We start from the raw sequence: 19,877 nt of genomic DNA, 5'->3' as shown, positions 1-19,877 counted from the left end.
GAGTTTCCAACCGACAGGGAGGCGGGTATGACGACGACCGACGTGGTGCGCACCCAGCGCGACGTGCTGCTGGCGATCCGGTCCGGGGCGCTGCCCCCGCCGCCCGCGGGCGCGTTCCTCGGCCTGCGCATCGAAGAGGTCGAGCCCGGCGCGGCGGTGTTCGGCTGGACCCCGCAGCAGCAGCACCTCAACGCGACCGGCACCGTCAACGGCGGGCTGCTCGCGACGCTCGCCGACTTCGCGCTGTGCTGCGCGGTCAACGACGTCCCGGCCGACGCCCCGGTCGTCACGCAGAACCTGACGATGAACTACCTGCGCCCGATCACGCTCGAGACCGGGCCGCTGCACGCCCGGGCCCGCGTCCTGCACCAGGGCCGCCGGTCCGCCACCACCGAGGCGTCGATCGTCGACGACGGGGGCCGGCTGCACGTGCACGCCACCGCGACGGTCGCGCTCGCCGGTCGTGGCTGACCGCGGCCGCCCCTGCTCGGTCGCCGCCGCGCTGTCGGTGGTCGGCGAGCGGTGGGCGCTGCTCGTGGTGCGCGAGCTGCTGTTCGGCAACCACCGCTTCGCCGACATCGCCCGCAACACCGCCGCCCCGCGCGACGTGCTCACCGCCCGGCTGCGCCATCTGGAGGCGGCCGGGATCGTCGAACGGCGGCGGTACCAGGACAAGCCGGCGCGGTACTCGTACCATCTGACCGAGGCCGGGCGGGACCTCGCCGGCGTCGTGGCCGCGCTGCGCGCGTGGGGCGACCGGTGGGCGGTCGACGAGCCGCCGCTGGCCGTGCAGCACGACTGCGGCCACCCGTTCGATCCCGCCGTGGTCTGCCGGCACTGCGGCCGGGAGGCCACCGCGCGGTCGCTGACCATCACCAAGCAGCCGAAGGGCTGGGACCTGCAGGGGCCGGTCGCGGCGTCCTGAGGCGCCCGGACGGCCCTCCGCGGCGTCCGGACACCGGATGGGCACCGGATTCTTTGCGGCATCCGGGCAGAGATCTCGTCGAACTCTAGGTCACAGCCAGGTCACGACGTACGGTCGGAGAATGCGATCGGCCGAGGCCGAGCCGGCGAACGACCAGGGACCGCCGGCCCCGTCGCGGGCCGGGCTGCGGCGGCGCCGTGCCGTGGTCATCGGGGTGGTGGTCGCGCTGGTGGCGCTCCTGCTCGGCACGCTCGCCTGGCGGGTGTACAGCACACCCGATCCCCCGTCCCAGGCCGACGTCGACCGTGCGGTCGCCGAACAGCTCGAACGCGCCCGGGAGCAGGAGGCCGCCGCCCCGCCGGAGGGCGCGCTCGCCTACCAGGCGATCGCGCCGTCGCTGGTCACCGTGACGGCCCGCAAGCCCGGTGAGACGCAGGAGGCGCTGGGCACGGGGGTCGTCGTCAACGCCGCGGGGGCCGTCCTCACCGCGCTGCACGTCGTCGACGGCGCCGAGCAGATCCAGCTGAGCTTCGGCGAGGACGCCACCGCCGAGGCGCGGATCGTCAACCGCCGTCCCGACCAGGACATCGCGGTGCTGATCGCCGACCGGCCTCCGGCCGTGCTGGTGCCGGCCGTGCTCGCCGGGCCGCCGCCGATCGGCGACCAGGTGTTCGCCGTCGGCAACCCGCTGGGGCTGCGCAGCAGCATCTCCGCGGGCGTCGTGTCCGGCCTCGACCGCACCATCACCGCCCCGAACGGCGTGCAGCTCACCGGACTCATCCAGTTCGACGCGGCCGTCAACCCGGGCAGCAGCGGCGGACCGCTGATCAACCGCGCCGGCCAAGTGGTCGGCATCGTCACCGGGCTGGCGAACCCGGCGGGCGGGGAGACCTTCTCCGGCATCGGGTTCGCCGTGCCGATCGCCACCGCCGGCGGTGCGGCCGGCGGGCCCCAACAGTGAACGGAGGAACGCACATGCTGTCGGGCCCGCTCGAGGAGACCCTCTACCAGGTCAAGAAGACGATCGTCGGTCAGGACGCGCTCCTGGAGCGGATGCTCGTGGCGCTGCTGGCCCGCGGGCACCTGCTCGTCGAGGGGGTGCCCGGCCTGGCGAAGACGATGGCGGTGAAGGCGCTGGCCCAGGCGATCGGCGGGCAGTTCCAGCGCATCCAGTTCACCTCCGACCTGGTGCCCGCCGACGTCGTGGGCACCCGGATCTACAACCAGCGCGACGGCGAGTTCCAGGTCTCGCGCGGCCCGGTGTTCACCAACCTGCTGCTCGCCGACGAGATCAACCGCGCCCCGGCGAAGGTGCAGAGCGCGTTGCTGGAGGTCATGCAGGAACGCCAGGTCACGATCGGGCGCGAGACGTTCCCGGCGCCTGAGCCGTTCCTGGTGATGGCCACCCAGAACCCGATCGAGTCCGAGGGCACCTACCCGCTGCCGGAGGCACAGCTCGACCGGTTCATGTTCAAGGTGCTGGTCGGCTACCCGTCCGCGACGGAGGAGTTCGTCGTCGTCGAGCGGATGATCGGCACCACCGAGCGGCCCGCCCCGGTGCTCTCCCCGGAGAGGCTGCTGGAGTTCCAGCGCACCGCCGACGCCGTCTACGTCGATCCGCAGATCATCGAGTTCGCGGTGTCGATCGCCGCCGCCACCCGCGACCTGGCCGGGGCCGGGCTGCCGGAGATGGCGCGCTACGTGACGTTCGGAGCGAGCCCGCGCGCGTCGATCAACATGGTGCTCGGGGCGAAGGCGCTGGCGTTCCTGCGCGGCCGGGACTACGCGCTGCCCACCGACGTGCGCGATCTCGCCCGCGACGTGCTGCGGCACCGGCTCGTCCTGTCCTACGAGGCGCTCGCCGATGACGTCTCCCCCGACGACATCCTCGATCCGCTGCTCGCGGCGATACCGCTGCCCGAGATCGCCCACCCCGAGCGCGGCGCGCGGACCCCATGACCACCGGGCCGGCCGGGGTCGTGACCCCGGAGCGGGTGCTGCGCCGGCTGGAGTGGCGGGTGCTGCGGTACCTCGACGGACGCCGCCACGGCGAGTTCCGCACGCTCTTCCGCGGCACCGGCGTCGACGTGGCCGATCTGCGCGAGTACGCCTACGGCGACGACCTGCGGCACATCGACTGGAACGTCACCGCCCGCACCGACGTCCCGCACGTGCGGGAGTACCTGGAGGACCGCGAGGTCACCGCGTGGCTGGTGCTGGACGTGTCGCGGTCGATGGCGTTCGGGCCCGCGCAGCGGCGCAAGCACCGGGTGCTGACCGAGGTGGCGGCCACGGTGGCGCAGCTGCTCTCCCGCGGCGGCAGCCGGGTCGGAGCGCTGCTGTTCGACGGGGCCGTGCGCGAGACCATCCCGCCCGGTCAGGGCCGCAACCAGGTGCTGCGGATCATCGACCACGTCCTGCGCGCCGCCCCCGGCGACGAGCCCACCGACACCCCGACGAGCACGGACCTCGCCGCGGCGCTGCGCGCCGTGCAGGGGGTGGCGCGGCGGCGGTCGCTGATCGTGCTCATCAGCGACTTCATCGGCCCGTCCGGCTGGCAGGCCCCGCTCGGGCAGCTGGCCCGCCGGCACGACGTGGTCGCTGTGCAGGTGCTCGACCGGCACGAGTTCGATCTGCCCGCCGTCGGGATGATCTACGTGGAGGACGCCGAGACCGGCGAGGTGATCTTCGTCGACACCGGCGACCCGGCGTTCCAGCGCCGGCTGCGGGCCGGCGCCGACGAGCGGCAGGCCGCGCTGGCGGCCGACCTCGCCTCGGCCGGGCTCGACCTGCACCCCGTCGCCACCGACGACGATCTCGTGCGGGCGCTGTTCCAGCTCGCCCGCCTGCGCAGCAGGGCCCGGCGGCGATGACGTTCCTGTGGCCGTGGGCGTTGTTGCTGCTGGTGGGAGTGCCGGCAGCGGCCTGGTGGTACCGCACGCAGCTGCGGGCCCGGGAACGCCGGCGCGCGGAGCTGGCCGAGCTGGGCCTGATCGCCGCGGCCGGGCCCGTCGGGCGGGGCCGGTGGTGGCCGCCGGTACTGCTGCTCGTCGGGCTCGCGCTGCTCGTCGTGGGGCTCGCCCGGCCCGAGGCGAAGGTGCCCGAACCGCGCCGCGAGGGCACCGTGATCCTCGCCTTCGACACCTCGGCCAGCATGGCCGCGCCCGACCAGCAGCCCACCCGGCTCGCCGCGGCGCAGGCGCTGGCCAGGGACTTCGTGCTCAGCCAACCGCCGTCGGTGCTGATCGGGGTGGTGGCGTTCAGCGGCACCGGGCTGGTCACCCAGGAGGCCACGGCCGACCGAGCGCTCGTGCTCGCCGCGATCGACCGCCTGCAGCCCACCGGCGGCACCGGCACCGCGGGCGGGCTGCAGGCGGCGCTGTCCACGATCGTCGGGGTGCCCGTGTCGGTCGGCAGCACCGCCAGCGGCAGCATCGAGCAGCAGGGCCCCGATCTCGGGTTCCACAGCTCGGCATCGATCGTGCTGCTCTCCGACGGGGAGGACACCGGGGAGATCGATCCAGGCGAGCTCGCCGACATCGTCTCCAGCGCGGGCGTGCGCGTGTACGCGGTGGGGTTCGGCAGCCCGGCCGGCACCGTCGTCGACATCGACGGCTTCCAGATCGCCACCCGTCTCGACGAGTCCCGGCTGCGCAATATCGCCGAGCGCACCGACGGCAGCTACGTCGCCGGCACCGACCCGGTGGCGCAGCAGGCGCTGACCCAGGCCGTGGACCTGGCGTGGACGGTGCAGCCGCGGCGGGTGGAGCTCACCGCGGTCGCCGCCGGGCTCGCCGCGCTGGCGCTGCTCGCGGCGCTGCTGCTGTCGCTGCACCGGACGGGACGGGCGGTGTCGTGATGCCCGCTGCAGCGCCGTGGTCACCCTCCGGCAGCGCTCGGCCGGGCGCGGTGGGGCGGCCCGGGGCACGGGGCCGCGGCGCCGGCGCCGATCTGCGCGGCGCCACCGCGCGCGAGGCGGATCGCGGCTGCCGCAGCCCCAACCGTGCGCACCGTGCTGACGGAAGGTCCGTTCGTGGCGGGCGGTGGGGGACCGTCCGCCGGTGGCCCCGCGCGAGGAGGGGGACTCGCCGATGACCGTGCTGTGGCCCGTCGCCCTGCTCGCGCTGCTCGTCGTGCCGGCGGCGATCGCGTACTACGTGTGGTTGGAGCGGCGCAGGCGCCGCCAGGCCGTCCGGTTCACCGATCTCGCGCTCGTGCGGGCCGCGGCACCGCGCCGGCCGCCGTGGAAGCGGCACGTCCCGTTCGGGCTGCTGCTCACGGCGATCGCGCTGCTGGCGCTCGCCGCCGCCCGACCGCAGGTGAGCGCCGAGATCCCGGTGGCGCGCTCGGCGGTGATCATGGCGCTGGACGTGTCCGGCTCGATGTGCGCCACCGACGTCGAACCCAACCGGATGGCCGCCGCCCAGGACGCGGTCCGCGACTTCATCACCAAGCAGGACTCGTCCACCCGGATCGGGCTGGTGGTGTTCTCGGGGTTCGCGCAGGTGGCGGTGGCCCCCACCCAGGACCGCGAGGCGCTGCTGCGGGCCGTCGACGGGCTGACCATCGGCCGCGGGACCACGATCGGCGCCGCGATCCTGAAGGCGGTCGACACGATCGCGGAGATCGACGCGAACGTCGCGCCGACCGGATCCGGGGTCACGCCGCTGCGGCCGCGGGAGCCGGGCACCTACGCGCCGGAGATCGTCGTGCTGCTCACCGACGGCGCCAACACCCGGGGCATCTCCCCTCAGGAGGCGGCGGAGGCCGCGGCCGAGCGCGGGGTGCGCGTCTACCCGATCGGGTTCGGCACCCGCAACCCGACGTCGATGATGTGCACGCCGGCGCAGCTGGGTGCGAACGGCAGCGACGGCTGGTTCGGCGGGTTCACCGGCGGCGCGGGCGGCTACCTGGTGGCCGACGAGACGACGCTGCGCCAGGTCGCCGAGACCACCGGCGGCGAGTACTTCGCCGCGGGCGACGCGGGCGAACTGCAGAACGTCCTGGACGATCTTCCGCAGACCGTCGCGACCCAACGGGAAGACGTGGAGGTCAGCGCGTTCCTCGTCGGGGCGGCGGTGCTGGCGCTGCTCGGGGCGGTGTGGGCAGCGGCTCGCTGGACGGCGTTCCCGTGAGCGTCGGTGCCCGCCCCTGCGGTGCGGCCCCAATGGAGGACGCCACGCCGTACGACGTACCGGTCGATCCCGCCCGCAGCCTCGCCGAGGTGCGCCACGCACACGACGTGCTCGTCCCGTTCTACGCCGAGCGGCTCGCCGACGCGCTCGACCGGATGCCCGCCGACCGGGCGGTGCTAGGACTGTTCCGCGAGCTCGTCCGCGCGGTCGGGGACGAGGTGGCCGACGTCGGCTGCGGCACCGGGCGGCTCGTCCCGTACCTGGCGGCGCAGGGCCTGCGCCCGCGCGGCGTCGACGCGTCATCCGGCATGGTCGCAGGCGGCCCGCCGCGCGCATCCCGGGGCGGAGTTCGCGGTGGTCGACGCGCGGGACCCGCCGTACGCGGACGCGTCGCCGGCCGGGGTCGTGTGCTGGTGCTCGCTGATGTACCTGCCGCCCGCTGAGCAGCGTGCGGTGTTCGCGGAGCTGGCGCGGGTCGTAGGGCCCGGTGGGTACCTCGTCTCCGGGTTCAAGGCGGGTGACGACCGGCGCCGCCGCGGCGGCCGCGGCACCGCCTGGGCATCGCGTTCGACGTGTGGTGGCACTCCCCGCTGGGCGTGGCCGCCCGGCTGACCGACGCCGGGTTCACCGTGGTGTTCAGGCCGCCCGACCCGGACCGGACGGAAGCGTCCGAGCAGGCGTACGTGGTGGCGCAGCGGACCGGAGATCGCGCCGTCGGCCGCGGCGCGGTCGCGACCACCGGACCGTCGACGTGAACGCGGTCATGTGGCGCTGCGCGCCCGCGCCGCGCGTTTCGTCAGGTATTCCCGCTCCGGCAGGTTCAGCGCGCGGGCGGCCGCGGCGGCGTAGTGCCGGGCCGCCTCGGTGGGCCGTCCGGCCTCCTCCAGAAGGTGGGCACGCACGGCGTCGAGGCGGTGGTGGCCGGCGAGCACGGGCGCGATCTCGTCGAGCAGCGCGAGCCCGGCAGCCGGACCCTCGGTGCGGGCCACCGCGACGGCCCGGTTCAGCGTGACCACGGGGTTGTCGGTGAGGCGTTCGAGCAGCTCGTAGAGGGTGCGGATCTGGGCCCAGTCGGTGTCGGCCGCGGTCGGGGCGGCGGCGTGCACCGCGGCGACGGCGGCCTGCAGCTGGTACTCCCCCACCACCCCGGCCCGGCGGGCCGCGACGACGAGGCTCAGCCCCTCGGCGATGGCGGCCCGGTCCCACAGGCTGCGGTCCTGCTCCTCCAGCGGCACCAGCGCGCCGTGCGGTCCGGTCCGCGCGGCGCGCCGGGCGTCGGTGAGCAGCTGCAGGGCCAGCAGCCCAGCCACCTCGGGATCGCCGGGCAACGCGGCGTGCAGCAGCCGGGTGAGCCGGATCGCCTCCCTCGCGAGGTCGACGCGCTGCAACCCGGCCCCACCGCTGCTGGTGTGCGCCTCGGTGAACATCACGTAGAGCACCCGCAGCACGGCCTGCACGCGCCGGCCGCGCTCGGCGGGCTCCGGCAGCTCGAACCGGGCTCCGGCCGCGGCCACCCGGGCCTTCGCCCGGCTGATGCGCTGCGCCATCGTCGGCTCCGGCACGAGGAACGCCGCGGCGATCTCGGCCGTGGTCAGCCCACCGACGGCGCGCAGGGTGAGCGCTACCGCGGACGCCGGGGTCAGCACCGGGTGACAGCACAGCACCAGCAGCCGCAGCGTGTCGTCGGTGTCGGGCACCGGCGCGGGCGGCGGCTCCAGCGCGACGGCGGCCTCGCGCCGGTGCCGCGCGGCCGTGGCCCGGTGCTCGTCCACGAGCTTGCGGGTGGCGGTGCGGATCAGCCAGGCGTGCGGATGGTCCGGCACGCCGTCGCGGGCCCAGTGCGCGGCGGCGAGGATCAGCGCCTCCTGCACCGCGTCCTCGGCGGCGGCGAAGTCGCCGTACCGGCGCACGAGCACGCCGAGGACTTGCGGGGCGGCCCGGCGCAGCACGTGCTCGAGCGCGGTCACAGGTCCGGGGCGAAGGTAAACATCACCTGACGCACCTCGATGCGCTGGCGCAGCGGCACCCCGCCCGGGCCGGGGGCCGCCGACACCGCCGCGGCGATCTCCAGCGCCCGCTCCTCGGACTCGACGTCGACCAGCTGGTAGCCGGCCAGCACCTCCTTGGCCTCGGGGAACGGGCCGTCGGTGACCACCGGCGGACCGCTCCCGTCGGCGGTGACGATCTTCGCCAGCTCCGGCCCGGACAGCGCGTTCATCTCGACGAGCTCGCCGCGGCGGGCCAGCTCGTCGTTGAGCGCGCGCAGGCAGTCGAGGTGGGCCTGCACATCGGCGGGATCCCACTGGTCCATCGGCGGAACGTCGAGCGCGGCGTCGTGCTTGGTGAGGATCAGGTAGCGCGGCACGGCGTCCTCCTTCAGCTCTGCTCGGCGAGCAGCTCGGCGACGGCGCGCGGCAGCGTGGTCTCGAAGTCGTGCAGCACGGCGTGGTCGGGCGTGATCGAGACCACCGCCATCTGCCGGTAGAGCGCCTGCACCCCGGCCCGCCACCCGGGCACGGCCTCGGCCGGCATGAGCTTCGGGGCGCCGGCCAGGTACTCCTCCGGCACGCCGTCGACGATCTCGACGGTGGCCGATCCGCGCACGAGCAGCGACCGCGGAGGCACGCCGAACCGGTCGACGGCCATCGCGACGCGGGGATGCACGCGGAGCGCGGCCACCTTGGCCGAGTTCACCGCGGTGGCGAAGCGGATCTGCGCACCGGTGCACCAGAACCCGACGGGGACGACCCGGGGGTCGCCGTCGAGGCCGAGGTAGGAGAACCGGCCCATGGCCGAGTCCAGCAGCTCTCGGGCGATCGGCCGGTTCAGGGTGGCGGTGACGGTCTGGGCGTCCATCGCGAGCGCTCCTTCGTTCGGGGTCGGGACGCAGCGGGAACGGAGCCGGCTGCCCGCCCTCGACATCCCTTGAACGTGACCCGCATCACATCTGGCTGCGGAGTGCGCGGGAGAGCCCGAGCGCAGCGGTGCGCACCGCGGGCCCGAGCCGGGCGGTGTCGAGCCGGTTCGCCCAGCCGGTGATCGAGATGGCCGCGACCGCGTGCGGCCCCTCCGCCATGACGGGTGCGGCGACGCACGCGATGCCGACCGCGGACTCCTCGTGCTCCTCGGCCAGCCCCAGCTCCCGGACCCTGGTCAGCTCCTCGGCGAGCAGCCCCGGCGCGATGACGGTGCGCGGGGTACGCCGGTGCAGCCCGGCGGCGACCACGGCGGCCACCCGCTCCGGCGGTCCGAACGCGAGCAGCACCTTGCCCACGCCGGTGCAGTACGCCGGCATCCGGCCGCCGACCCGGGACCCGACCATCGGCCCGCGCCGGGTCGTGAGCTTGTCGACGTAGACGACCTCGATGCCGTCCAGGACGGCGAGGTGGACCGTCTCGTGGGTCGCCTCGAACAGATCGGACAGGAACGGCGCCGCCGCCTCGCGCAGGCTGCGCTGACCGGGGGCGCGCTGACCCAGCTCGAACAGCCCCATACCGAGCCGCCAGCCGCCGTCGACGCGCTCGACGACCCGCCACTCGGCCAGCTCGCCGAGCAGCCGGTGCGCGGTCGGCTTCGGCAGACCGGTCCGCCGCGCCAGCTCGGCCAGCGACAGCTCGGCCTCGCCCGGCCGGAACGCGGTGAGCAGCGAGAACGCGCGGCCGATCACCGAACTCGGCGGCGCGGCGACGGACATGGCGCCATCGTAGGGAGGATCAGCCGGCCTGCGCGTGGCCGTTCCCGCGCAGCCGCGAGGTGAGCGCCACGACCTGGTCGCGCAGCGCCGTCGCCTCCTCCAGGGTCATACCGGTGGCGGCGAAGAAGCCGGCGTTCGCCCGGGCGGCCGGGCCGCGCAGCGCGTGCCCGGCGGGTGTGCAGGCGATCTCGACGCTGCGCTCGTCGTGCGGCGAGCGGGAGCGGGTGACCAGCCCGCGCGCCGCCAACCGCTTGAGCAGCGGGGAGAGCGTGCCGCTGTCCATGTGCAGGCGCTCGCACAGCGTCCCGACCGCCACCGGCTCGTCGCTCTCCCACAGCACGAGCATCACCAGGTACTGCGTGTAGGTGAGGCCCGCCTCGTCGAGCAGCGGGCGGTAGCAGCCGACCATCGCCCGCGCCGCGTCGTGCAGCGCGAAGCAGAGCTGCGCGTCCAGCGGCGGCGGTGTCTGTTCGTCGGCGACCACCCCGCCACGATACCCGGCAGCAAGTGGTGCGCAATTTGGTTGTGTGCAATACAGTTGCTCACAATAGAACTGCACCCACGAAGGATGACGACCATGGCGGCGATCTACACGGTCTCGGCGGTCTCGACCGGCGGCGGCCGCGACGGGCACGTGCGCAGCAGCGAGGGGTTCATCGACAACGACGTGAAGATGCCGCCGGCGCTGGGCGGGCCCGGTGGGGCCACCAACCCGGAGGAGCTGTTCGCCGCGGCCTACGCGACCTGCTTCCACGGCGCGCTGCGGCTGGTCGTGGGCAAGCAGCAGATGGCCGTCCCGGAGGGCACCAGCGTCGAGGTGGCCGTGGGCATCGGACCCGACGACACCAGCTTCGCGATCAACGCCGACATCACCGCGTACCTGCCCGGGCTCCCGCAGGAGACGGCCGACCAGCTCATCGCGGCCGCTCACCAGGTGTGCCCGTACTCGAAGGCGACGCGCGGCAACATCGAGGTCACGCTCACCGCGACGGTCTGACCTCTTAGGGTCGAGCCGTGAGCCCGACCCATCCCGACCAGTGGTCGATCGGGGAGCCCGGCCCCCGACCCGACCCCGCCCTGCTCGCCGCACTGGGCGAGCTCGCCACGACCCAGCTCGCCGACTCCGACGGGCCCGTCGCGGTCGCCGGCCCGGGCATCGCCCGGATCGCCGGTGGCCGCGAGGTCTGCGGACCGGCGGTGACCGTGTGGACGAAGCCGGGCGACGTCGTCTACGTCCTCAAGGCCGTCGACCACATCCGCCCGGGCGACGTGCTCGTCGTGGACGGCGGTGGGCGGCTCGACGCCGCGGTCATCGGCGACATCGTCGCGGGTGCACTGGTCGGGCTCGGCTGCGCCGGGCTCGTCGTCGACGGGGTGGTGCGCGACGTGGACGGCATGGACGCCACTGGCCTGCCCACGTTCGCCCGCGGTGCGCACCCCGCCGTCGGGTCGAAGACCGGACCCGGCGCGATCAACGTGCCGGTGCAGATCGGCGGGGCCGCCGTGCGGCCGGGCGACCTGGTGCGCGCCGACTCAAGCGGTGTCGTCGTAGTGCCGCACGACCGGCTCGCGGAGGCGGTCGAGGCGGGCCGGGTCGTCGCCGAGCGCGAGCAGGAGTGGCGGCGGCGGATCGCGACAGGTGAGCCCCTCCCCGAGGCCACGGGGATCGACGAGGCACTGGCCCGGCTGCGCCCCTGACCCGAGGTGCCGCGTCGAGAACGAACCTGTGGTGATCAACAGGGCGATTCGATCACCACGACTTCGTGCTCGACGCGGGAGACCTCAGCGGGAGACCCACTGCTCACGGCTCCACCAGACCCGCGCGGATGGCGTAGCGGGTGAGGTCGAGCCGGTCGCGCAGGCCGAGCTTCTGCAGGATGTTCGCGCGGTGGCGGTCCACGGTCTTGATGCTGATCGTGAGCGCGTCGGCGATCTCGCGCGAAGTGTGGCCCTCCGCGATGAGCTTGACGATCTGCTCCTCGCGCGGGGTGAGGATCGCGTCCGGCAGCCGATCACCGACGCGGGCGCGCTGCAGGTAGTTGCGGATCAGCGCGGTCACCGCGCCCGGGTAGAGGAACGGTTCGCCGCGCATCGCGGCCCGGCAGGCGTCCAGCAGGTCCTGGTCGGCCACCGACTTGAGCACGTACCCCGAGGCCCCGGCCTTCAACGACTCGAAGAAGTACTGCTCGTTGTCGTACATCGACAACATCAGCAGCTTGACCTCCGGCGCCCGCCGGGAGATCTCCCGGGCCGCCTGGATACCGGTGAGCCGGGGCATGGCGATGTCGAGCACCGCGAGGTCGATCCCGCCGATCGCGTTCGGCCCCACCAGCGCGTCGACGGCCTCCTGCCCGTCCGCGGCCTCGGCGACGACCTTCAGGTCCGGTTCCGCGTCGATGATCAGCCGCAGCCCGCGGCGGACCAGCGCGTGGTCGTCGGCGAGCAGGATCCGGGTCGGGGTCTGCGCCTGCGTCTGCGGTGCCGCCGGATGCGGTGTCGGATGATGCGGTGTCGGATGATTCGGTGTCGGATTGGGCGCGGTCACAGCGGCACCTCCAGCCGTACCTCCGTGCCTCCACCCTCGGGCGTGCGGAACGTGAGCCGCCCGCCCACGAGCAGGGCCCGCTCCCGCATGCCGCGGATGCCGGCGCCTTCCTCGACGGCCTGCTCCGCAACACCACCGCGGCCGTCGTCGCGAACCCGGAGCACGATCGCGTTCCCCTCCCGCCCGAGCCCGACCGCCACGTGCTTGGCGTCGGCGTGCCGGGCGATGTTGGTCATGGCCTCCTGGGCGACCCGGTAGATCACCAGCTCCACGTCGCTGGACAGCGGGGGCAGGTCCGGGTCGATCGAGCGCACCACCGTCACGTCGGACGCGTCGGCCAGCTCGGAGGACAGCGCCGTGAGCGAGCTGACCAGGCCCAGGTCCTCCAGCATGTCCGGACGCAGCCGGCGGGCGACGTTGCGCACGTCGTCGAGGCAGGCGCGCACGGTCTCCTGGACGGCGTGCAGATCGGCGCGCAGCTCCTCCGGAGCCCGGTCCGCGGTGCGCCGCAGCGCCAGCAGGGACGCCGTGAGCCCCTGGCCGATCTCGTCGTGCAGCTCGCGGGCGATCCGACGGCGCTCGGCCTCCTGCGCGGCGAGCGCGTGCCCGCTGCTCGTGCTCCGCTCGGTCTCCAACCGGTCGAGCATCGCGTTGAACGCCTCGACCAGCGAGGTGAGGTCGCCCCCCTGCGGCGGGGCGACGCGATCGGTGCCGCGCAGCAGATCGACGCGCGCCATGACGTCGGTGAGCGCGTCGATCGGGGCGAGGCTGCGGCGCAGCAGGAACGCGTTCGCGGCCAGGATCACGGCGAGGCCGATCGCGAGAACGGGGATCTCGGTCAGCAGCACCGGGGCCGACACGGTCGCTGGGGACACCGCCAGCAGCAGCGTGCCGACGGTGAACACCACGGCGTTGATCAGGACGATCCGCCGGGACAGGCGGTTCGCCGGTGTCCCCATGGACGCCCAGCTTCGCTTGCTCACCACGCCGTGTCCATCCGTATCGATACCCCTCACTTCTACATACCCCTACCCACCGGATGTGGGTGCTGTACCCGATGGTCCCCAGTGTCCTTTGCAAGGACACTGGGACCAGGACGGACGAAGACAAGACAAGAAGGTGGGCCACATGCCGGACGGGGTGCGCGTTGCAGCCGCCCCGCCCGGTGAGCCGTTCCTCGGCTTCGCCGTCGTCGCCGTGCTGGCGCTGATCGTGCTCGCCGTCTGCGTGGTGCGCGCAGTGCCGCCGCACCAGCGGCTGGTCGTGGCGGACCGGCGCGGACGCACCCGGGTGCGGGGGCCCGGGCTGGTGGCGGTGTGGCCACCCGCGGCGCGCACCGTCCCGGTGCGCCTCACCCCCGAGGACGTGGTGGTCGAGGGCATCGACGCCGTCACCGCCGACGGGATCGGGGTGCGGGCCGCGGTGGTCGCGCAGTGCCGGGTCGCCGACCCGGCACGCTTCGCCGGCCACCAGGGCGTCTGGGCAGCGCTCGACCGGGCGCTGGAGGGGGAGGTGCGCCGGCACGTCGCGGCGCGCGGTCTCGCCGAGCTGGCCGCGGCGCCCGACGCGGTGCTGGCGGCGCCGGTGGCGCGGAGCCAGGCGACGGACTGGGGGATCGAGCTGGGCCCGGTCGAGCTGCGCGACGTCACCGTCGCCGTCGATCCCCGCCTCACCCGCTGGGCGGCGAGCGTCGCCCCCGAAGGACAACGACGACGAGAGGACGTGAGATGACCGTGGAGTTCCACTCGACGACGGTGCCCGGACGGGGCGTGCTGCACATGATCGAGACCCGCAGCGGCGCCCGGCTCGGCGTGCTCGTCGACCACGACGGAACCCGGACCATCCTGACCTACGGCATCCCGCCCGACGACCCCGACCGGGTCGATCACGAGATCCCGCTCACCCCCGACGAGGCCGACCACCTCGCCGAGCTGCTGCACTCACCGTCGGTGCGGGAACGGCTCGACGCGCTGGAGCGGGCGGTCGCGCAGCTGAGCGGGGCGACTCCGTGACCGGGGCGGCGCCGTGCGGAGCAGCTGCAGTCCCCCCGCCGCGTGACCCGGTGCTCGCACCGAGCACCGGGCACGTACAGTCGATCCCGCTACCGCGATGGCCGAAGCCCGCCCGGAGGAACGGTCACATGAGAGCTCGTGAGCTCGCCGAGCCGGTGCCCACGGTGTCGTCGACCGACGCCGTCGCGGACGCGGTCCAGGTGATGGCGCGCGACCACCTGCCCGGCCTCATCGTGGTCGACGAGCAGGGCAAGCCGCTCACCGTGCTGCCGGGGACCCAGGTCCTGATGCTGACCGTGCCGCGGGTGCACCGCGAGGACGCCGCGCTCGCCCGGGCCATCGACGAGGAGCACGCCGATGCCTTCTGGAACGAGCTCGGTGATCTCACCGTCGGCGACTGCCTGCCGCGCAGCCTCGGCAAGCCTGCCGTGATCCGCGACGACTCCACGCTGCTGGAGGTCGCGGCGCTGATGGCGCGGGTGCGCAGCCCGCTCGTCGCGGTCGTCGACCCGGCCGGTCGTCTCCTCGGCGCGATCACGCTCGACCGGCTGATGACCCAGCTCGCCGCCGGAGGCCAGGCGACCGGCTGACCCTCGACGTCGGCCGTTCGCTCACCACCCTGCTGTCGCTGTTCCTCGTTCGCCGTCGCCGCCGGGCGTTTCCGCAGCCCCGACGCAGGGTGCCTGAGACATGTTCGGAGGACACCCATGTCCTGGGTGAGCGCGACCGGAGCGCTGGCCATCTTCCTGGTCGGCTTCTACTACATCGCCACGGAGAAGATCGACAAGGTCAAGGTCGTCCTGATCGCGGCCGGCCTGATGACCCTGCTGGGCTTCACCCCCGGCGCCGAGGTGTTCTTCTCCGAGCACGAGGGGATCGACTGGAACGTCATCTTCCTCCTGCTCGGGATGATGATCATCGTCGGGATCATCAAGCAGACCGGGGTCTTCGACTTCCTCGCGATCTGGGCGGCGAAGCGCTCCCGCGGTCGGCCCTACCGCCTCATGGTGATGCTGATGGCGATCACCGCCATCGCGTCACCGCTGCTGGACAACGTCACCATCGTCATGCTCGTGGCGCCGGTGACCGTGGTGATCTGCAACCGGCTGGGCATCGCGGCCCAGCCCTACCTGATCGCGGAGATCCTCGCGTCCAACATCGGCGGCGCCGCCACGTTGATCGGCGACCCGCCCAACATCATCATCGGCAGCCGCGCCGGGCTGACGTTCACCGACTTCCTCGTGCACATGACGCCGATCGTCGCGTTCATCTTCGCGGCGTTCGTGCTGCTCACGAAGGTGATGTTCCGGCGATCGTTCCAGTACCACCCGGAGCGCGTCAAAGAGGTGATGGCGCTGCAGGAGCGCCGCGCCATCACCGACCCGAAGCTGCTGGCGCGCTGCCTCGTGGTGCTCGGCCTCGTCGTGCTGGGCTTCAGCCTGCACTCGGTGCTGCACATCGCCCCGTCCATCGTGGCGTTGATCGGCGCCGGCGCGATGATGCTGATCGCCAAGCTCGACACCGACGAGGTCATGCGCGAGGTCGAGTGGCCGACGCTGGTCTTCTTCATGGGCCTGTTCGTGATGGTCGCCGGCCTCGTCCACACCGGGGTGATCGACGTGATCGGCCGATGGGTCGTCGACGTGGTCGGGGACCAGTTCCTGGTCGCGGCCGGCGCGCTGATCTTCGGGTCGGCGGTGCTCGGGGCGTTCTTCGACAACATCCCCTACACCGCGACGATGGCACCCATCGTCGAGGGCCTGGTGGCCGAGGTGCCCAGCGAGACGATCGGGCAGGCGCTGTGGTGGGCGTTCGCGCTCGGCGCGGACTTCGGCGGCAACGGCACCGCGGTCGCGGCCAGCGCCAACGTCGTCGCGATCGGCATCGCCGCGCGCATGGGCCACCCCATCTCGTTCTGGCAGTTCACCCGCTACGGGATCATCACCACGATCTTCTCGACGGTGATCGCGTTCGGGTACGTGTGGCTGCGGTACTTCGTCTGACCGGCGTCCCTGGTGACCGGCGGGCATCGGCGCCGCACCGGCGTGGTAGCAAGGACGGGTGCGTCAGGTACCGGTGATCGTGCTCGCCGGCTTCCTGGGTGCCGGCAAGACGACGTTGCTCAACCACCTGCTCAGCCACAGCCGCGACACCCGCATCGGCGTGGTGGTCAACGACTTCGGCAGCGTCGGCGTCGACGCGATGCTGGTCGGTCAGGCCGTCGGCGGCATGGTGCCGCTCGGCAACGGGTGCCTGTGCTGCGCCACCGACGAGGCCGGGCTGGCGGAGCTGCTCGCCCGGCTCACCGCCCCGCGGTCGGAGATCGACGTCGTGATCGTGGAGGCGAGCGGGATCGCCGAACCGGACCGGCTCGCCGCGCTCGTGCAGGCCGCCGCGGACCGGAACTCGGTGTTCGGCGGCCTCGTGGAGGTGGTCGACGCCGCCGAGTTCGAGCGGGTGCGGCAGCTGCACACCGAGCTGGACCGGCACATCGGGCTCGCCGATCTGGTGGTGCTCAACAAGGCCGATCTCGCCGGCCCGGAGCGCACCGAACGGGTACGCGCGCACGCCCGCTCGGTCAACGTGCGTGCCCCCATCGTGGTCACCAGCGAGGGCGTGGTCGATCCGCGGCTGCTCTACGAGGTGACCGAGCACCCCGGCCGGCAGCTCCTGCTCGCGCAGGAACCCGACCACGCCCATCCGCACCTGCACGACGGCTACCAGGTGGTCACGCTGCGCGCTGAGCGCCCGCTCGACCCGGCCGGGCTGGTGGAGTTCCTGCGGGACCGCGATCCCGACGCCTACCGCGTGAAGGGGTTCGCCGATCTCGGCGGCCGCCGGCGGCACGTCCTGCACGCGGTCGGCCGGCAGCTGCGCGTCGACCGGGATCGGTGGCCGTCCGACCGGCCGCGGTGCACGACGCTCGAGGTGATCGGGCGCAACCTCGACGAGCCGGCGCTGATCGCCGGGCTGCGCGCCTGCGAGCGCGACACCCCGCCCGACCCGGCGGAGCTGGCCGCCGTGGAGCCGTTCGTGGCGAGCTGACCCGGTTGCCGCCGAACGCGGGGGCGCCTGCTGCTCCACCAGGCGTACCCCGGACCGGCGGTGGACGGCTGTTCGTGTCCGATGTGGCCGGCCGGGTTTGGCCGCCCCGCAGCTGGGGGATGTTCCGCTCGTCAGGTCGTGACCAACCGGTCACCACCCATGTAGGACCGGGCCGGTCCGTCCACCGGCGCGGATCAGAAGTACCGAAAGGACACCGTCCATGATCATCCTGGGTCTGATCCTGCTGCTCATCGGCTGGCTCACCGGCCTCAGCCTGCTCTACTACGTCGGCGGCATCCTGCTCGTCGTCGGCCTCGTCCTCCTCGTGCTCGGCAGCATCGGGCGTCCGGTGGCGGGCCGGAAAGTCTGGTTCTAGCAGGGCCTGGTGCTAGCAGGGTCTGGTTCCGGCAACGGGACTCCGCGCAGCGCAGCCACGGGAGCCCGCCGGCTGCCGACGTGCTCCGCCACCGCGAGCGCCGCGCCGACCTGCGCCACGACCGCGGCCCGGATGCTCATCGACTGCGCGGGCAGGACGGCGTCGGCCTCGCGGAGCCAGTCCTGCAGCAACTCCTCGACCCGGTTCCGGGCGGTGCGCACGCCTGCCGGGACGTTCCCGCAGGCCGCTTCGGCATCCAGCGCCCGCAGCGCCGTGCCCGCGATCCGCAGCCGGAGGGTGAACGGCAGCGTGGCGAACGAGAACTCCTCCGCCACGGTCGCCGGCTTGCCGGCGGCCTCGGGTGATTCCACGACGGCGCGCCAGCCGCCGATCACGACCCCCGCCGCGGTCCGCGCGTCTGTCAGCGAGCGCCGGAAGACGGTGTCGACGCGCAGCTCGTCGTCCGCGGCCGACACCGCGTCCTCCAGGTCGCGGAAGGACGCCTCCAGCACCTCCACGCCGTCTGCGACGACCTCGGCGAAGCTGCGCCCGCACGCGCGCGCGTCGGCGGCGCGCGGATCGGGCCAGAGCGGTGCCTCCGTCACCACCGTGACGGCGCCGTGCCGGCCTGCGTACTCGCCGCTGCTCGCGCCGAACAGCGCACGCGTTCCGGCAGCCTCGGCCATCGACGCCAGTTCCGCGGCGGTGGGCATCAGCAGGACCCCGGGCCGGATCACCCTGGTCACCGGCGCCTCGAACACCGCGTCGTGCAGGGGCAGGTCCGCCCAGGCCACGGCGTGCGCCAGCCGTTCGGCCAGCTCCGGGTCGTCGCTGGTCGTGTAGTGGAACACGCCCCCGTACTCGCCGTTGTGCAGCGAGCACTGCACGGCCGGGGCCACCTCGTCGATCACCCGCGCCAGCGCCTGCGTCTCCGGCAGCATGCGGTCGAAGTAGCCGGGCTCGTGCAGGTACGGGAAGGTCCACTCGACCTGCTCGTCCGTCGCCGGCCGGTAGAAGTCGCGGATGTAGCGCTCCCGGTTCTCCGGCCGCACGTACCAGCCCTCGTTGAGCCGGGCGGCATCGGGATCGACGCACGGGATCAGGTGCCAGCGAAACCCCAGCCGCTCCCGCAGCCGGTCGTCGCTGCACAGCAGCCTGCCCAGCTCCCGCACCGCCAGGAAGCCGATCGGCTCGTTCGCGTGCGGGCCGCCGACGACCAGTGCGTCCCGGTCCCCGCCGCCGATGGACGCCATCCGCAGCGGCTCGCCGAGCCGCGACGTGCCGATCCGGCGCAGTTCCACCAGATCGGGCCGGGCCGCGGCCAGCCGATCGAGCTCGGCCTGCATCTCGTCCACCGTGGGGAAGCGGTCCAGGTCGGGGATGCGCGCCAGCGCGGCGCGGATGTCGTCGGGCATGCCCGAGCTCCGTTTCGTAGAGGCACTATCCGAATAGTGAGACTACGATGGGGGCCGCGAGGAGACAACGGGAAGGACACGGATGGCAGGCAAGCGGGCCGAGGCACGACGGCGCAACGCCGAGGCGCTCACCGACGCCGCGGAACGGCTCTTCACCGAGCACGGCTACCACGCGGTGGGCATCGAGGCGATCGCCGAGGCGGCCGGCCTGACCACCGGCGCGATCTACTCGATATTCGGATCCAAGCGCGCGCTCCTGCGCGCCGTCCTCGACCGCAGGATCGCGCAGCTCGACGAGATGGCGGACCCGATCCGCCTCGACGAACACGCCTGCACCGAAGACGCCGTCGCCGCGTACGCACGCGCCTACGCCGATCTCGTCGCCGCGCTGGGTGACCGCCGCGCGCTGCGCCTCGAGATCGACGCGCTCGCGCTGCACCTGGCGGAGGATACGCCCGACGATCCGCTGATCGAGGTCAACGACCTGCCGCGCCGCCAGCTGGCGCGGCTCCTCGAGGGACGCACGGTCGCCGCGACGGGGCAGCGCCTCAGCGCCGGAGCAGCCGCGGAGCTGGCGCTCATCGAGCGCGCACTCGTCACCGGCCTCGCCCAGCACTGCGCGCTGACCGGCGCGGCGCCGGACCCGGATCTGTGGGTCCGCGCCGCGGCCGCGCTCGTCGGCGCCGTCGTCGGGCAGCCGGCGCCCGCCGAGGGGTGACCGGCGCGCGGC

General features: G+C 73.6%; 27 protein-coding genes. 19 read left to right on the top strand and 8 right to left on the bottom strand.

What is annotated here, in order from left to right:
- Window positions 1-27 precede the first annotated feature (27 nt).
- The 10 genes from BUE41_RS19720 to BUE41_RS30385 all read left to right on the top strand — a co-directional run bounded on the left by BUE41_RS19720 (window position 28) and on the right by BUE41_RS30385 (window position 6,815).
- Complete coding sequence (locus BUE41_RS19720; RefSeq protein ID WP_073458614.1) at window positions 28-471, top strand: PaaI family thioesterase; 444 nt, start codon at window positions 28-30, stop codon at window positions 469-471.
- Window positions 464-925, top strand: a complete 462-nt coding sequence (locus tag BUE41_RS19715; protein WP_073458613.1) for a winged helix-turn-helix transcriptional regulator — start codon at window positions 464-466, stop codon at window positions 923-925. Before BUE41_RS19720 ends, BUE41_RS19715 begins: the two co-directional genes overlap by 8 nt.
- A gap of 121 nt (window positions 926-1,046) precedes the next feature.
- Entirely contained in the window at window positions 1,047-1,886 is an 840-nt protein-coding gene (locus tag BUE41_RS19710; RefSeq protein WP_234997434.1) for a S1C family serine protease, read from the top strand.
- Window positions 1,887-1,900: 14 nt separating this feature from the next.
- A complete protein-coding gene (locus BUE41_RS19705; RefSeq protein ID WP_073458612.1) occupies window positions 1,901-2,884 on the top strand; it encodes an AAA family ATPase in 984 nt (327 codons plus the stop codon).
- The gene (locus BUE41_RS19700) at window positions 2,881-3,798 is read left to right on the top strand and encodes a DUF58 domain-containing protein (RefSeq protein WP_073458611.1); all 918 of its coding nucleotides are present in this window, start codon (window positions 2,881-2,883) and stop codon (window positions 3,796-3,798) included. The genes BUE41_RS19705 and BUE41_RS19700 overlap by 4 nt, the downstream gene beginning before the upstream one ends.
- Window positions 3,795-4,784: a vWA domain-containing protein gene (locus BUE41_RS19695; protein WP_073458610.1), complete on the top strand. Its 990-nt coding sequence runs from the start codon at window positions 3,795-3,797 to the stop codon at window positions 4,782-4,784. The genes BUE41_RS19700 and BUE41_RS19695 overlap by 4 nt, the downstream gene beginning before the upstream one ends.
- Window positions 4,785-4,986: 202 nt before the next feature.
- A complete protein-coding gene (locus tag BUE41_RS19690) occupies window positions 4,987-6,060 on the top strand; it encodes a VWA domain-containing protein (RefSeq protein ID WP_234997433.1) in 1,074 nt (357 codons plus the stop codon).
- A 32-nt stretch (window positions 6,061-6,092) separates the two neighbouring features.
- On the top strand, window positions 6,093-6,503 hold the full coding sequence (locus BUE41_RS32080; RefSeq protein ID WP_234997432.1) for a methyltransferase domain-containing protein: 411 nt from the start codon (window positions 6,093-6,095) through the stop codon (window positions 6,501-6,503).
- Entirely contained in the window at window positions 6,415-6,672 is a 258-nt protein-coding gene (locus tag BUE41_RS32975) for a class I SAM-dependent methyltransferase (protein ID WP_407691680.1), read from the top strand. The genes BUE41_RS32080 and BUE41_RS32975 overlap by 89 nt, the downstream gene beginning before the upstream one ends.
- Complete coding sequence (locus BUE41_RS30385; protein WP_143172252.1) at window positions 6,633-6,815, top strand: hypothetical protein; 183 nt, start codon at window positions 6,633-6,635, stop codon at window positions 6,813-6,815. Before BUE41_RS32975 ends, BUE41_RS30385 begins: the two co-directional genes overlap by 40 nt.
- A 6-nt stretch (window positions 6,816-6,821) precedes the next feature.
- Here BUE41_RS30385 and BUE41_RS19680 read toward each other — a convergent pair whose 3' ends face one another.
- The 5 genes from BUE41_RS19680 to BUE41_RS32715 all read right to left on the bottom strand — a co-directional run bounded on the left by BUE41_RS19680 (window position 6,822) and on the right by BUE41_RS32715 (window position 10,238).
- Window positions 6,822-8,027: an RNA polymerase sigma factor gene (locus BUE41_RS19680; RefSeq protein ID WP_073458609.1), complete on the bottom strand. Its 1,206-nt coding sequence runs from the start codon at window positions 8,025-8,027 to the stop codon at window positions 6,822-6,824.
- Window positions 8,024-8,425, bottom strand: coding sequence for a YciI family protein (locus BUE41_RS19675; protein ID WP_073458608.1), 402 nt, complete (start codon window positions 8,423-8,425; stop codon window positions 8,024-8,026). Before BUE41_RS19675 ends, BUE41_RS19680 begins: the two co-directional genes overlap by 4 nt.
- Before the next feature lie 11 nt (window positions 8,426-8,436).
- The gene (locus BUE41_RS19670; RefSeq protein ID WP_073458607.1) at window positions 8,437-8,916 is read right to left on the bottom strand and encodes a pyridoxamine 5'-phosphate oxidase family protein; all 480 of its coding nucleotides are present in this window, start codon (window positions 8,914-8,916) and stop codon (window positions 8,437-8,439) included.
- 85 nt (window positions 8,917-9,001) lie between these two features.
- Complete coding sequence (locus tag BUE41_RS19665; RefSeq protein ID WP_073458606.1) at window positions 9,002-9,754, bottom strand: IclR family transcriptional regulator; 753 nt, start codon at window positions 9,752-9,754, stop codon at window positions 9,002-9,004.
- Window positions 9,755-9,773: 19 nt separating this feature from the next.
- Complete coding sequence (locus BUE41_RS32715) at window positions 9,774-10,238, bottom strand: MarR family winged helix-turn-helix transcriptional regulator (RefSeq protein ID WP_073458605.1); 465 nt, start codon at window positions 10,236-10,238, stop codon at window positions 9,774-9,776.
- 93 nt (window positions 10,239-10,331) lie between these two features.
- Between BUE41_RS32715 and BUE41_RS19655 the strand changes: the two genes are divergently transcribed.
- Entirely contained in the window at window positions 10,332-10,751 is a 420-nt protein-coding gene (locus BUE41_RS19655) for an organic hydroperoxide resistance protein (protein WP_073458604.1), read from the top strand.
- Window positions 10,752-10,768: 17 nt separating this feature from the next.
- Window positions 10,769-11,452: an RraA family protein gene (locus BUE41_RS19650; RefSeq protein ID WP_073458603.1), complete on the top strand. Its 684-nt coding sequence runs from the start codon at window positions 10,769-10,771 to the stop codon at window positions 11,450-11,452.
- Window positions 11,453-11,555: 103 nt separating this feature from the next.
- On the opposite strand, the gene BUE41_RS19645 is transcribed toward BUE41_RS19650, so the two are convergent.
- Both BUE41_RS19645 and BUE41_RS19640 read right to left on the bottom strand, forming a co-directional pair.
- A complete protein-coding gene (locus tag BUE41_RS19645; protein WP_084755439.1) occupies window positions 11,556-12,299 on the bottom strand; it encodes a response regulator in 744 nt (247 codons plus the stop codon).
- The gene (locus tag BUE41_RS19640) at window positions 12,296-13,258 is read right to left on the bottom strand and encodes a HAMP domain-containing sensor histidine kinase (RefSeq protein ID WP_073458602.1); all 963 of its coding nucleotides are present in this window, start codon (window positions 13,256-13,258) and stop codon (window positions 12,296-12,298) included. The genes BUE41_RS19645 and BUE41_RS19640 overlap by 4 nt, the downstream gene beginning before the upstream one ends.
- A gap of 169 nt (window positions 13,259-13,427) precedes the next feature.
- Between BUE41_RS19640 and BUE41_RS19635 the strand changes: the two genes are divergently transcribed.
- The 6 genes from BUE41_RS19635 to BUE41_RS31415 all read left to right on the top strand — a co-directional run bounded on the left by BUE41_RS19635 (window position 13,428) and on the right by BUE41_RS31415 (window position 17,732).
- On the top strand, window positions 13,428-14,030 hold the full coding sequence (locus tag BUE41_RS19635; RefSeq protein ID WP_073458601.1) for an SPFH domain-containing protein: 603 nt from the start codon (window positions 13,428-13,430) through the stop codon (window positions 14,028-14,030).
- Window positions 14,027-14,311, top strand: coding sequence for a cation:proton antiporter regulatory subunit (locus BUE41_RS19630; protein ID WP_073458600.1), 285 nt, complete (start codon window positions 14,027-14,029; stop codon window positions 14,309-14,311). Before BUE41_RS19635 ends, BUE41_RS19630 begins: the two co-directional genes overlap by 4 nt.
- Window positions 14,312-14,439: 128 nt before the next feature.
- Complete coding sequence (locus tag BUE41_RS19625; RefSeq protein WP_073458599.1) at window positions 14,440-14,901, top strand: CBS domain-containing protein; 462 nt, start codon at window positions 14,440-14,442, stop codon at window positions 14,899-14,901.
- A 117-nt stretch (window positions 14,902-15,018) separates the two neighbouring features.
- A complete protein-coding gene (locus BUE41_RS19620; protein ID WP_073458598.1) occupies window positions 15,019-16,314 on the top strand; it encodes an ArsB/NhaD family transporter in 1,296 nt (431 codons plus the stop codon).
- Window positions 16,315-16,372: 58 nt separating this feature from the next.
- Window positions 16,373-17,356, top strand: a complete 984-nt coding sequence (locus tag BUE41_RS19615; protein WP_073458597.1) for a CobW family GTP-binding protein — start codon at window positions 16,373-16,375, stop codon at window positions 17,354-17,356.
- 220 nt (window positions 17,357-17,576) lie between these two features.
- Entirely contained in the window at window positions 17,577-17,732 is a 156-nt protein-coding gene (locus tag BUE41_RS31415) for a hypothetical protein (protein WP_200804021.1), read from the top strand.
- Here BUE41_RS31415 and BUE41_RS19610 read toward each other — a convergent pair.
- The gene (locus BUE41_RS19610; RefSeq protein ID WP_073458596.1) at window positions 17,729-19,147 is read right to left on the bottom strand and encodes a M14 family zinc carboxypeptidase; all 1,419 of its coding nucleotides are present in this window, start codon (window positions 19,145-19,147) and stop codon (window positions 17,729-17,731) included. The two genes, BUE41_RS31415 and BUE41_RS19610, sit on opposite strands and share 4 nt — an antisense overlap.
- 82 nt (window positions 19,148-19,229) lie before the next feature.
- Here BUE41_RS19610 and BUE41_RS19605 point away from each other — a divergent pair, with 82 nt between their 5' ends.
- Window positions 19,230-19,865 carry a TetR/AcrR family transcriptional regulator gene (locus tag BUE41_RS19605; protein ID WP_073458595.1) on the top strand — a complete coding sequence of 212 codons (636 nt, stop codon included), beginning with the start codon at window positions 19,230-19,232 and terminating at the stop codon, window positions 19,863-19,865.
- The last annotated feature ends 12 nt before the right edge of the window (window positions 19,866-19,877 follow it).

The organism is Pseudonocardia thermophila, assembly GCF_900142365.1.
GTDB classification, from domain to species: domain Bacteria; phylum Actinomycetota; class Actinomycetes; order Mycobacteriales; family Pseudonocardiaceae; genus Pseudonocardia; species Pseudonocardia thermophila.
The sequence above is the reverse complement of the archived record's forward strand: the minus strand, read 5'-3'. Positions and strand labels throughout refer to the sequence as shown.